This is a genomic window from Dongia sp. (assembly GCF_041906375.1).
In the GTDB taxonomy this organism is placed as follows: Bacteria; Pseudomonadota; Alphaproteobacteria; order Dongiales; family Dongiaceae; genus Dongia.
The window spans coordinates 89,723-102,327 of the sequence record NZ_JAYRJJ010000002.1 but is presented as its reverse complement, the minus strand read 5'-3'; the positions used below and the strand labels follow the sequence as shown (position 1 = coordinate 102,327).

The 12,605-nt window shown below is 62.5% G+C and carries 11 protein-coding genes; 3 read left to right on the top strand and 8 right to left on the bottom strand.

Translation table 11 applies throughout. From position 1 onward, the window contains the following. The gene (mutY, locus tag ACE3OA_RS07070; protein ID WP_374309398.1) at nucleotides 1–1,059 is read left to right on the top strand and encodes an A/G-specific adenine glycosylase; all 1,059 of its coding nucleotides are present in this window, start codon (nucleotides 1–3) and stop codon (nucleotides 1,057–1,059) included. A gap of 145 nt (nucleotides 1,060–1,204) precedes the next feature. Here mutY and ACE3OA_RS07065 read toward each other — a convergent pair whose 3' ends face one another. Then, on the bottom strand, nucleotides 1,205–2,308 hold the full coding sequence (locus ACE3OA_RS07065; protein WP_374309396.1) for a site-specific DNA-methyltransferase: 1,104 nt from the start codon (nucleotides 2,306–2,308) through the stop codon (nucleotides 1,205–1,207). 53 nt (nucleotides 2,309–2,361) lie between these two features. After that, nucleotides 2,362–2,985: a ribonuclease HII gene (locus ACE3OA_RS07060; protein ID WP_374309394.1), complete on the bottom strand. Its 624-nt coding sequence runs from the start codon at nucleotides 2,983–2,985 to the stop codon at nucleotides 2,362–2,364. Between the two features lie 156 nt (nucleotides 2,986–3,141). Between ACE3OA_RS07060 and ACE3OA_RS07055 the strand changes: the two genes are divergently transcribed. Beyond that, a complete protein-coding gene (locus tag ACE3OA_RS07055) occupies nucleotides 3,142–3,651 on the top strand; it encodes a hypothetical protein (protein ID WP_374309392.1) in 510 nt (169 codons plus the stop codon). Between the two features lie 9 nt (nucleotides 3,652–3,660). Here ACE3OA_RS07055 and ACE3OA_RS07050 read toward each other — a convergent pair whose 3' ends face one another. From ACE3OA_RS07050 to ACE3OA_RS07025, 6 genes are all read right to left on the bottom strand, one after another. Continuing rightward, on the bottom strand, nucleotides 3,661–4,008 hold the full coding sequence (locus tag ACE3OA_RS07050; protein ID WP_374309390.1) for a hypothetical protein: 348 nt from the start codon (nucleotides 4,006–4,008) through the stop codon (nucleotides 3,661–3,663). Nucleotides 4,009–4,119: 111 nt separating this feature from the next. Then, nucleotides 4,120–5,352: a PA0069 family radical SAM protein gene (locus ACE3OA_RS07045; RefSeq protein ID WP_374309388.1), complete on the bottom strand. Its 1,233-nt coding sequence runs from the start codon at nucleotides 5,350–5,352 to the stop codon at nucleotides 4,120–4,122. A gap of 48 nt (nucleotides 5,353–5,400) precedes the next feature. Continuing rightward, a complete protein-coding gene (locus tag ACE3OA_RS07040) occupies nucleotides 5,401–7,080 on the bottom strand; it encodes a sulfatase-like hydrolase/transferase (RefSeq protein ID WP_374309386.1) in 1,680 nt (559 codons plus the stop codon). Nucleotides 7,081–7,446: 366 nt separating this feature from the next. Further along, on the bottom strand, nucleotides 7,447–7,992 hold the full coding sequence (moaB, locus tag ACE3OA_RS07035) for a molybdenum cofactor biosynthesis protein B (protein ID WP_374309384.1): 546 nt from the start codon (nucleotides 7,990–7,992) through the stop codon (nucleotides 7,447–7,449). Between the two features lie 19 nt (nucleotides 7,993–8,011). Continuing rightward, nucleotides 8,012–9,595 carry a lytic transglycosylase domain-containing protein gene (locus tag ACE3OA_RS07030; RefSeq protein WP_374309382.1) on the bottom strand — a complete coding sequence of 528 codons (1,584 nt, stop codon included), beginning with the start codon at nucleotides 9,593–9,595 and terminating at the stop codon, nucleotides 8,012–8,014. 286 nt (nucleotides 9,596–9,881) lie between these two features. Further along, entirely contained in the window at nucleotides 9,882–10,724 is an 843-nt protein-coding gene (locus ACE3OA_RS07025) for a uracil-DNA glycosylase (RefSeq protein WP_374309380.1), read from the bottom strand. Nucleotides 10,725–10,934: 210 nt separating this feature from the next. On the opposite strand from ACE3OA_RS07025, the gene ACE3OA_RS07020 reads away from it, so the two are divergent. Next, nucleotides 10,935–12,587: an electron transfer flavoprotein-ubiquinone oxidoreductase gene (locus ACE3OA_RS07020; RefSeq protein ID WP_374309378.1), complete on the top strand. Its 1,653-nt coding sequence runs from the start codon at nucleotides 10,935–10,937 to the stop codon at nucleotides 12,585–12,587. The last annotated feature ends 18 nt before the right edge of the window (nucleotides 12,588–12,605 follow it).

The following is a 12,605-nucleotide window of genomic DNA, read 5'->3' as shown; positions in this document are numbered from 1 at the left end:
ATGTCACGCAAACAGCCAGACTCATCTGCCACCAAACTCCTCGCTTGGTATGACCGCCATCGCCGGCACCTGCCCTGGCGCTCAGGCCCGGGCGAGTCCGCCGATCCCTACCACGTCTGGCTCTCCGAGATCATGCTGCAGCAGACCACGGTGGTGACGGTCGGGCCCTATTACCGCGACTTTCTCACGCGTTGGCCGCACATTGAAGATCTGGCTGCCGCGCCTCTGGATGATGTGCTCACTGCCTGGGCCGGCCTTGGCTATTACGCCCGCGCGCGCAATTTGAAGAAATGCGCCGAAACGGTGGTGGCTGACCATGGCGGGCATTTCCCCCGCACCGTGGAAGGGTTGCTGAAGCTTCCCGGCATCGGTCCCTATACCGCGGCAGCGGTGGCGGCGATCGCGTTCGATGTGCCGGCCACCATCCTCGACGGCAATGTCGAGCGCGTCATGGCCCGCCTGCACCGCGTCGAAACACCTTTGCCGAAGGCGAAGGAAGAACTCCGCGCCTTGGCCGCGCGCTACACGCCGGATGTTCGTCCCGGCGATTACGCGCAGGCGATCATGGATCTCGGCGCCACCATGTGCACGCCGACCAAGCCCAAATGTCCTTCATGCCCTTTGCGCGCAGGTTGCGCAGCTCACGCGGCCGGCGACATGGAAAGCTACCCGAAGAAGTCGCCCAAAGCGGCACGGCCGCAGCGCTATGGAATCTGCTTCTTCATGCTCGACAAACAGGGCCGTATCGCGCTCGAAAAACGCCCGGAAAAGGGCCTTCTGGGTGGCATGGTGCAGGTGCCGACCAGCGACTGGCTGGGTGCACCGCTCGATGCCGGTGATGCTGCGAAACTGGCGCCGCTAAAGGGCAAATGGCGCCAGCTCGACGGCGGCGTGACGCACGTCTTCACTCATTTCGCCCTGCATCTCACCGTCTTCGCGGTGACCGGCGCGAAATCCGATCCGCGTTATCAGTGGGTCGCCATCGACGAACTCGGCACCGTCGCCCTCCCCACCGTCATGCGCAAAGTCGTCGAGCACGGCTTGGCGAAGCTCGCCTAAGTAATCTCTACGGCCATGCCCCGGCTTGGCCGGGGCATCCACGAGTTCGTCAACGACTAAGGAAAGAAACTCGTGGGTCCCCCGCCCCAGCCGACGAATGTCGGCATTTGCCGACGGCGGGGGATGACAAACGAGGTGCCGCGGCTTAGTGCAGTTCCGCCCGCAATTGCTGGCGGTAATAGTCGATCGGGATGAGCTGGCCTTCGCGCGGCACGCACCAGAATTGCCAGCCGTTGCAGGCGGGCGCACCCTGCACGGCGGCACCGACCTGGTGGATCGAGCCCCTGTGATCGGATGAAATGAGCGTGCCGTCAGCGCGCACCTTCGCCGTGAAGCGGCCGTTGGTGCTGGTCAGCACCGTGCCGGGCTCCAGGAGACCGCGTTCGATGAGCCAGCCGAAGGGAATGCGCGGTTCCTCGCGCTTGGAGATGATCTGCAGCATTTCTTTCTCTGGCACCTGCTGCACCTTGGCGATGCGGGCGCGGGCCACCTTGATGTAATTGGGGTCGCGTTCGATGCCGATCCAGCGACGTCCCAGCTTCTTCGCGACGGCGCCCGTCGTTCCACTTCCGAAGAAGGGATCGAGCACGACATCGCCCGGTTTGGTCGCCGCCATCATGATCCGGTAGAGCAGAGCTTCCGGCTTCTGGGTCGGATGCGCCTTGGCGCCGTCTTCGCCTTTGAGGCGTTCCGAACCGCTGCAGATCGGCATCAGCCAATCGGAGCGCATCTGCAGATCGTCATTGAGCGTCTTCATCGCTTCGTAATTGAACTGGTAGCGGCTTTCGGCGGATTTCGCGCACCAGATCATGGTTTCATGGGCATTTGTGAAACGCCGGCCGCGGAAGTTCGGCATCGGGTTGGTCTTGCGCCAGATGACGTCGTTGAGCATCCAGAACCCGAGATCCTGGAGCTTGGCGCCGACGCGGAAGATGTTGTGATAGGAGCCGATGACCCAGAGCGAGCCGTCATCCTTGAGGACCCGGCGGGCGGCCGACAGCCAATCCACCGTGAAACGGTCATAGGTCGCAAAATCGGCGAACTTGTCCCAGTCGTTGTCGACCCCGTCGACACGGCTGTTATTCGGCCGATGCAGATCGCCATTCAACTGAAGATTGTATGGTGGATCGGCAAATATCATGTCGATCGACCGCTCAGGGAGCGAGTTCAAGGCTTCGATACTGTCCCCGCCGATGATGGAATCGAGGGGGAGAGTGGTGAGGTTTGGCTTCGGCGCTTTCTTTGTCATGGCGCCGATCCTGAGTCACGCGACTCGGACTGTCAATGAGAAAGTGTTATGAGTCAGCAGGTTATCTGAATGTTCTCAGAGATCGGTCTAAATGACCGGCGGTGATGTGGGGTGATGCCATGGGTCCGGATGGCCTTGAGATGCTCGGCCGTCCCATACCCTGCATTGCGCTCCCACCCATATACGGTATGGGTGAGCGCCAGCAGACTCATGATCTTGTCCCGCTCCACCTTCGCGAGAATCGAGGCGGCGGCGATCGTGAGGGATTTGGCATCGCCCCCGACGATGCAGGTGGTGGGGCAGGAAAGTTTCGGCGCCCGGTTGCCGTCGATGAGGGCATGGGCCGGTTTTTGGGCGAGGCCCTCCACGGCGCGGCGCATGGCAAGATGCGTTGCCTGCAGAATGTTGATCGCGTCGATCTCGGCGACACTCGCTTCGGCGATCGAAAAGACCGCGATCTCGCGCAAGGCGGCGGCGAACTCGTCGCGCAACGCTGCCGACAACTTTTTGGAATCATCGAGCCGCTTCTGCAGCGCCTTGGGGACTCGCGCCGGATCGAGGATCACGGCGCAGGCCATCACCGGCCCCGCCAGCGGCCCGCGCCCGACCTCGTCCACACCGCAGACGAGCGTGCCGGTCTCCATGCCGGCGGCGATTTCATAAGACCAGTCGGGCATGGCCCAAGACTCCTGCAGAGCGTTCCGGCGCCATCTTGCTGATCGGACAGAGTCGCCGCAAACACAATGGAGGCGTGGCCCTGGTTAACTATTGGTTGGCGGCGGCAGAGCCTTGCGACTAAAAATAAGGCAATGACCAGGGAGGTCCGTTTGCCGATGTCTGGATTGTTCACATCGCGGCTGCGGTTCCGCCGTGTCGTGGCCGCGCTCACAATGGCGATCGGCTGGTCAATGATCAGCTGTAGCCAGGCGGCGGCCGGCAGTCATCCGCAGGCGGGTGAAACCGCCATATCGGATCCGGCGGCGCTCCAGGCGATCCTCGGCGGCTATACGATCATCGGATATTTCGAGACGCCTGATGGCGGGCAGGACAATTGGACTGAATATCACTGCCCGAATGGGCAGAGCCGATACATTCACGACGGCACGTTGATGAAGGGCCTGTGGCGGTTGCGGGACGGCCATGTCTGCTACAACTACGACCGGCCCAACCCTGGCGAAACCTATTGCTTCGATGTCTATGCTGACCAGGGCAATGGCTACAAACTGATCCTGGTGGGCGAAGAGGAAGAGGGTTTCGTCGTCTTCATTTCGCAACGCCTGCGCGGCGATCCCTTTAAGATCCTGAAGCTGGATGGCGGCAGCTGCGAGGACCTTTCGAGCTGACCTGCCCCCTCAGTTTCCTTCCGGCCTCACCATGCCGTCCGGTGACAGCACGATATTGCCGCTCTGGCCGCCCTTGGTCCCGGTCGCGTGCCAGAAGTTGTCGCAGCCCTTTTCCAGGATCTGCACGTCGCTGTAGCCCGCGGCCTTAAACGTCACCAGGGCCTGCTCGGCCGTCGTCGCGTCGATCTTCTCGCCATTGGTGCAGTTGTTGCCGCTGACGGGTTGCGATTCGGTCGGCTGAGCTGTGCCGCTGCTATCGGCATTCGCGGGCATCACGATGGCTATCGGGTTCAGCAGGATGCCAAGCCCGCCGGCAATGACGATCGTTCGAAAAGTCACGCGGGTGGTCGCGTACATGTCGAGCCTCATCTGAAAATGGGAGCCGCCGTATAAACAGGCTAAAGACGAGGTTGTTCCCGGGAATTTGGGCGCGGTCGTGCCACCCACCCCTCTCTGCCGTCGCGATGCTCACCCGAACAGACTGAGCTGCGCCTTTTCACCCGCAGTCTCCGGCCCGGTCATGCGCCCGGCGGGCGCCTTGAACTGGCTGCTATCCACTTCCCAGCGATAGCCGTTGAGGCCAAGCTTCTTGACGATCGCCTGCACACGCTGGCGAATGAGGGTGGCGTAGGGGCCGCTGCCCTTCATGCGTTCACCGAATTCGGCCTTGTAGAGGGCGCCGTCGCGGCAGTCGCGTATGAGATCGAGGACGCGCTTGGCCTTCAAGGGGTGATGCGCCTCCAGCCATTCCTGGAACAGGTCCTTGATCTCGAGCGGCAGGCGCAGCAGCGTCCAATTGACCGACGTGGCGCCGGCCGCTGCCGCCGTCTCGATGATCGCCTCGATTTCATGATCGGTGAGGCCGGGAATGATCGGCGCCACCGAGACGCCCACCGGAATGCCGGCCCCAGCGAGTTGGCGGATCGCGTCGATGCGCTTTTGCGGGGTCGAGGCGCGCGGCTCCATGACGCGCGCCAGATCGCGGTCGAGCGTCGTCACCGAGAGATAGACCTTGGCCAGGTTCTTCGCCGCCATCGGTGCCAGGATGTCGATGTCGCGGCAGACATTGGCTGATTTCGTCGTGATGCCGAGCGGATGGTTGTAGGCCGCGAGCACATGCAGCACTTCGCGCGTGATGCCATAGCGCTTCTCGATCGGCTGATAGGGATCGGTATTGGCGCCAAGCGCGATCACGCTGGGCTTGTAGCCGGGCTTGCGCAATTCCTTCTCAAGGAGCTTTGCTGCATCGGCCTTCATGTAGAGCTTCGTTTCGAAATCGAGCCCCGGCGAATGGCCGAGATAGGCGTGGGTCGGGCGCGCGTAGCAATAGATGCAACCATGCTCGCAGCCCCGATAGGGGTTGATCGACTGGTCGAAGGGAATATCCGGCGAACGGTTGTGGCTGATGATCGAACGCGCATGGTCGAGCGCCACATGGGTCTTGAGCGGTGGCAATTCGTCCGCATCGCCGCCTGAGACGGCCGGTTTGGGTGTCAGGTGGATCGGATTGCCCTTGAAGGTGAGGCCGGAGAAGGCCTCGCCGTCGCGGACCTTGCTTTCCAGCCATCCGTCATCTTCCTGTGGTCGCAAACCCGGCTCATAGCGGCCGGCGTGGTTGCTGACCGCCCCGCGCCCTTTGCGGGCCATGTCGGGAAGGCTTGAATCCTCAAAAGGGTCGACGGGATCACGTTCGTAGCGCATGGCAAAATCCTGCCATGAGCGAAAGAACAATTCAAGAACAAAGCGGCTTTACTTGGAGGGTGAGGGTGGCAATTCCACGTGCGGATCAGGGCCGCGCTCGGTGAGGCTGTAGGCCGCCAGCCGATAGGCATCCGCGGCGATCTGTGCGGCGCGGCAGGGTTCATTCTGCAATTCGTCAGGACAGAGCTCAGGCGCCGCTCCGGCAGGCAGGCGCAGAACGCCGCCGAGGACGGGGCGGATCGCCACGTCATGCTCGGTCGGGCAATCCTGCGTTTGGCAGAATCTCCCCTCGGTCAGCAGATCGGCGACGATGAATGGCAGGTGATAGGTCGGCACGCGCGCCGGCAGCGACAAGGGGCCCTTGCGCCCATCGATTACAATCAACGGAACCTCGAACTGATGCTGCGGCGGCGCCGGATAGCGGATGCGCGCATCGTTGATCGGCAAGGGCGGCGGATGATCGCCCAGGACGATGATGATGCCGTCCGGATCAAGTGCCTGCAGCGCCGAGACATGCGCTTCGACCGCTGCCGAGGTGTAATGGATGTTGTTGACGAAACCGGCCAGGAGATCGCTGTCCGGCTCGACCCGGACCACCTTCGGCCGCTTGCTTGTATCGAGCGAAAAGGGAAAGTGACCTGCGGTGGTGAAGAGATAGTTGAGGAAAGGCTTGCCGCCGGCCAGCAACGAACGGACATGCGCCAGATTCTGCCGCAGCAAGGACTGGGCCGACAACGCCTCACCGTCGAGATCGCTCATATCCATTTCATCGCGGTAGACGCTGCGCGCGATGCCGATGCGGCGATAGGCAGACTGGCTGTTGAAGAGCGATGCCGTGACCGGGACCCACGATTCACTCCACCAGCCAAGGTGGGCCAGTTTGCGCGGCAGGCAATCCACGGTGTCGACAGCGAGCTGCGCATAGATGACCTGGCTGGAATCGAGTGTTGCCGGCAATCCGCACAGCAATTCGAATTCCGCGTCCGGCGACCGGTCGCCGTAGACAGGCGATACCGCATGCGTGCCGCCGCGGGAACGCCAAGTCTGAAACATCGGCGAAAATGGTTCCCCGCCGAGCTCCACGCCTTCGATCTCGCGCGGATCGAAGAAGCTTTCCAGCAGGATTATGTGAACATTGCGCGGCGCCGGCGCCTCGAGCTTGCTGCCGATGAATCCGAAATCCGGCTTCACCTCGTCAGCGAGGGCCGCAATGCGCGCTTCGCGGTCGGCGTAATGCAGTGCCGAGCGCAGGAAGGCGTTCCACTGCCCGAACCAGGCCGCTTCCGGAAACCAGGAATGGCCTTGCACGATCGGCGGCACCAGGCGCGCCGCCAGCGCCGGTGCCGTGACCTTCATGCCGCAAAGGAGCCCCAGGCCCAGCAACGGGAGGAGCAGGATCATTTCAATGTGCGTTGGCCGTCTGAGGTTCAGCGCCGACACCAGAATGAACAAGCCCGCGGCCAATAAAGCCGCCTGCCAATACCAGGCACCGCCGAGGCCGTAATAGAGAAACAGGTCGTCGAGCAGGAAGAGGTCGCTGAACTGGACAGGCGCTGCGAGAATTTCCTGGCGCAGGATGGCTGCCGCGAAGGCGCTGCCGAAAAGCACCACGGCCAGCAATGAACCCCAGAAGAGATTTCTGTGGAAGGTCAGGAATGTGCGGCAGAGATATGCCGCCAGGATGAAATCCATCATCCCGGCGGTCCAGGCGACCTGCCGGATCGTCATCCAAACCCACAGCGCCGTCCCGGCGGCCGTCAACGCACCGATTGAAACCGAAACAGCGGAAGCCACCCGCGTGCGCGTGGCGGCGGCTTGCGGAAGGAGGCGCCCTGGAATGATCGCCCCACGGCCGCTGGAGCTCTGTATGGATGTATTATTATATGGATAAGGCACGCAATATTAGTGCATGCCCACCTCATCCCGTCAACAGTCCTATGGCTAGGTGCAAAGACCTGAAAGCCTGAGCTCCGAGAGCCCAAAACTGATCATTTGTACAGCGCCAGCGCGTATGGCCACCGAAAAATGCACCCAAGATGTGTGACAGGATAATCTGAATCGGTCAACAGTCCTAGATCGCTAGGAAGTTGGGCCTCAGTTCGAGCTTTTCAGATGCTCGGTCAGGCGGGGCATCAGCTCGACCAGGTTGCAGGGCCGGTGGCGGTAGTCGAGCTGCCATTTGAGGATCTCCTCCCAGCCATCGCGGACGGCGCTGGGCGAGCCCGGCAGGGCGAAGAGATAGGTCCCGCCGGCGACTCCGCCCACGGCCCGCGACTGGATCGTCGAGGTCTTGATCTTCTGATAGGAGATCCAGCGGAAAATTTCGCCGAAACCGTCGATCTTCTTTTCAAAGACGCTCTCGAAAGCCTCCGGCGTCACGTCGCGGCCGGTGACGCCCGTGCCGCCGGTCGAGATGACGACGTCGACGCTCGGATCGGCCATCCAGGCACGCAACTGAGCGGCAATGGCGGGGATGTCGTCCTTGACGATGATGCGCGCGGCCAGTTTGTGCCCATCGCGGGTCAGCAATTCGACCAGCGTGTCGCCGGAGCGGTCATCGGCCGTGGTGCGCGTATCCGAGACGGTCAGGACCGCAATACTGACGGGCACGAACGGACGCTGGTCGTCGATGCGCGACATGCCGCGACCTCAGGAGATCTCAGTTGGAAGCAGCCGCGATACTGTCGCTGCGCTGATAGGTCGGCCAGGCACCGTTGGCAACCGCTTCGAGCGAGCGCTGCGGCTGGCCGAGGCGCGCCTGATAGACCCAATAGCCACCGATCACGCGCTCGACGAAATTCCGGGTCTCGCGCGAGGGCAGACTTTCGATGAACAGCAAGGGATCCTCGCTGCCACGAATGCTCTTCTTCCACTTCGCCAGATTGCCCGGACCCGCATTGTAGGCGGCGGCCATCATGAAGAGATCACCTTTCACGGCCGGATCTTCGAGCAGGCGTTGGATGTATTTCTGGCCGTAAGCGAGCGACGTCAGCGGATCCTTGAGGCGCAGGCCGGCCGGCGCACCGATCGCCTTGGCCGTGCCCGGCATCAACTGCATCAGGCCGACGGCACCGGCACCCGACACCGCGTTCGGATTGAAGCCCGATTCCTGGCGCATCACCGAGAAGAGCAGGGCCTGGTCGACGGTGAAACCGTTGGCCGGCTTCCATGACGGCAGCGGATAGAGCGCTGCATCCATGCGTGCGCCACCCTTGAGCTGGCGCCAGGCGCCGATCTTCAGGGCGAGCGAGGGCAGGCGATGGGCCTGGCTGATCGCGACCAGCGCGTCGCTCACATCCGTGTCGGATTCGCTCTGCAGGATGAGAAGCTCTTTTTCAGCAAGATCCGTCTCGCCGACCTGCAGCAGGGCCAAGGCCCGCTTGCCGATGCGCGAGGTCATGAGCTGGGCGCCATGGCTGCCCGTCAAGGTGGGCACGCGCCAATCGAAAGTGGGCTCCAGGCCCAGCGCGCGGGTGGCGAGCTGGCCATAGAAGGTGCGCGGGAATTCAGCGGCGACCTTCAGCCAATGACTGACCTTGTCCGGGTTCTTGGCGCGGACATGGGCGCGGCTCGCCCAATACGCGGCGGCAGCGCGATCCCAGCCGGATGAATTGGTGCGAATGGCGGCCTTCTCGAACAGCTTGGCGGCCTGCCCATACTGTTTGGCGCGCCAGGCGTTGAGGCCGGCCTGCCAGTTCGGGTCGTTGTCGCTCGAATTCTCATCCGGCGAGCCAACGCGGGTGATGTCGAATTTCGGCTTGGCCAGCGCCGCCTTCTTGACGCCCTTCTTGGACGCAAGCTTGTAGATGGCGTCAGCCTCCGGCAAAGCCGAATAGGATTTCAGCCAGTCGGTCAATTCCTTGGTCTTGGTCTTGTAACCGGGCGCCAGATAACGGTCGGCGAGGACATGGCCGAGCAGAACGGGATCGGTCAGGTCGCTGATCAGTCGGTCGGAACCGACGAAGTCGCCCATCGCCTGCAGGCGGAAGATCTGGCGGTAGCGGTCGGCGTTCACGGCATCGAGCGGCTGCGGCAAGGTCGCCCCGAAAACGTCCGGGCCGGTCTGCAGCGACGCGGTCGTGCTGCCACCCCCGTTCGAGCCTGTTGGGCTGAGCGTAGCGGCGCTCAGTTCGTCGGCCTTGGCCAGCGTTGCGCCCAGCACGATCGCCGGAGACAGCAACACCATCGCCGCGGTCGACGCCAGTATCCGGCGCCAGCCGTGTTGTTTAAACTCAATCTGCAATCTTTCGCCCCCCTTAGAGCGAACCTCACAGGACATTCCTGAGAGCGCGTTATTAACGAGTTGCGTCTTTTCTGGTTCCCAGCGTTACCGATTCGACGCTGTGACGTCCAGCAAAAACGCCCGAGCGGATCTACAGATATGGTGTCGCAGGCAATATTAACCACTATATATTGATTTTGTCGGTAAAATTTTAGGTGAACAGCTCATTCGCCCCGGCTTTATCACAAAACCGCCGCAAAGGTTAACGAGCCCAACCCGGCGATCCGCCGGGACCTGGGGCGCCCCTTTAACCAAGTTCGGCGAGACGGGTTTTCAGTTTGAGGAGGTCGGCCCATGTCTCGCGCTTCTGCGCCGGCTGGCGCAGCAGGAAAGCCGGATGGAAGATGGGCAGGGCCGGGACCGGGGCGGCAAGTCCAGTTGATTTGTAGTCAAACCAGCGACCGCGCAGGCGCGTGATGCCGTCATTGGTGCCTAATAGTGCATGGGCCGAGGCCGCACCCACCAGCACGAGTATTTTCGGCCGCACGAGTTCGATATGCCGCTGGACGAAGGGCGCCTGCGCCACCAATTCCGCCTCGGTCGGCTTGCGATTGCCGGGTGGTCGCCAGAAACAGACATTGGTGATGTAGAAGCGGGTGCGATCGAGCCCGATCGAGCCCAGCATGCGGTCCAGGAGCTGCCCGGACACGCCGACAAAGGGCTTGCCGAGGCGGTCTTCGTCGGCCCCCGGCGCTTCGCCGACCAGCATGACCGAGGCTTCGGGATTGCCGTCGGCGAATACCATGTTGGTGGCCCGGCCGCGCAGACTCTCGATTCCCTCGAAACGCTGCAGGATTTCGCGGAGCTCGTCGAGCGACTGGGCACCCGCCGCCGCGGTACGGGCTGATTCGGCCAGCGCCCGGTCATTGGCGCCAAGGATGGCGCTTGGCTGAGGCGGCGCACTGCGTGCCGGGACAGGTCGAGGCTCCGCCGATGTGTCGCTGGCCCGCGGTGCTATTGCCGGCGGCGGCGCTGATTGCGCTTCCATGCGCGCGCCGGCCATGCCGAAGCGGCTTAAAGGAGCATCCTCGATTGCCGCATCGACCCCGGCATCGAGGTAGAATTTCAGCAGCGCGATCGCATGGTTCACGTCGGAAAATGACGTGGAAGTGTCGGAAACGGGGCCGGTCGGGGTCATAGCCCAAGGCTAGCATCGCCCCTGGCTTCAGGTCCAGTTGACCGGCTGCACTATATATATGAGGTGCGGCTGGTTGCGCGGGGATACCCGGCCGTTGTAAGCAACCACGCCGCTTGGGCCGGACGGGACCGGTCCGGCATGCCGCATAAAGGGGAGGGGCCCATGGACCGGGAAGTAATGGAATATGATGTGGTGATCGTCGGCGGTGGCCCCGCCGGCTTGAGCGCCGCCATTCGCCTGAAGCAGATGGCAAACGAGGCCGGCAAGGAAATCTCGGTCGTCGTCATCGAGAAGGGTTCCGAGATCGGCGCCCACATCCTCTCCGGCGCCATCATGGACCCCAAGGCCCTCAGCGAACTCATCCCCGATTGGAAGGAGAAGGAAGCACCGCTCACCTGCCCGGTGACCGAGGACCGCTTCCTCTTCCTCACCAACGACCAGAATTCGATCCGCTTCCCCAATGCCCTGCTGCCGGACACGCTGCACAACGACGGCAATTACATCATCAGCCTTGGCAATGTGTGCCGCTGGCTGGCGACACAGGCCGAAGCCTTGGGCGTCGAGATCTTCCCGGGCTTTGCTGCCGCCGACATCCTCTTCGATGACGACAAGAAGAAGGTGCTGGGTATCATTACGGGCGACATGGGCCGCGCCAAGGACGGCAGCGAGAAGGCGGAGTTCACGCCCGGCATGGCGCTGACCGGCAAATACACGCTCTTTGCCGAAGGCTGCCGCGGCTCGCTCGGCAAGCGCCTCATCAAGCACTTCAATCTCGACGCAGGCCGCGACGCGCAAAGCTATTCGATCGGCATTAAGGAATTGTGGGACATCGATCCCGCCAAGCACAAGCCGGGCCTGGTCATGCACACCGCCGGCTGGCCGATGGATACCAGCACCTATGGCGGTTCGTTCCTCTATCACGGTGACAACAACCAGGTGATGGTGGGCTTCGTGGTCGGCCTCGGCTACGAAAATCCCTATCTCTATCCGTTCGAGGAATTCCAGCGCTACAAGCATCATCCGGCCATTGCCGAGCAGTTGGAAGGCGGCCGCCGTGTCGCTTACGGCGCCCGCGCCATCGTCACCGGCGGCCTTCAGGCCCTGCCGAAGCTCACCTTCCCCGGCGGCGCACTGGTCGGTGACAATGCCGGCTTCCTCAACGTGCCGCGCATCAAGGGCAGCCATGCAGCGATCAAGACCGGCATGCTGGCGGCGGAAGCCGCCTTCGAAGCGCTGGGCGCCGATCGTTCGCATGACGAGCTTTCCGCCTATCCGGATGCGTTCGAGCAGTCCTGGCTCCATGACGAGCTTTATCGCGCGCGCAATTTCAAGCCCTGGATGAGCAAGGGCCTCATCCTCGGCACGATCATGGCCGGCATGGACCAAAAGCTCTTCGGCGGCAAGGCGCCCTGGACCTTGCACAACAAGACGCCGGACAATGCCAAGATCAAGAAGAAGGACCGCTTCAAGCCGATCACCTACCCCAAGCCCGATGGCAAGCTGTCCTTCGACCGGCTTTCCTCCGTCTTCCTCTCCTCGACCAATCACGAGGAAGACCAGCCCTGCCACCTCACGCTCAAAGACCCCAAGGTCCCGATCGAGGTCAACCTCCCGCTCTATGACGCGCCGGAACAGCGCTATTGCCCGGCCGGTGTCTATGAGATCGTGCGCGAGGCCGACGGCTCCAAGCCCCGCCTGCAGATCAACGCGCAGAATTGCGTCCATTGCAAAACCTGCGACATCAAGGATCCGACCCAGAACATCAACTGGGTGACCCCGGAAGGCGGCGGCGGTCCGAATTACCCGAATATGTAAGAAGCACCCCTCACCGAC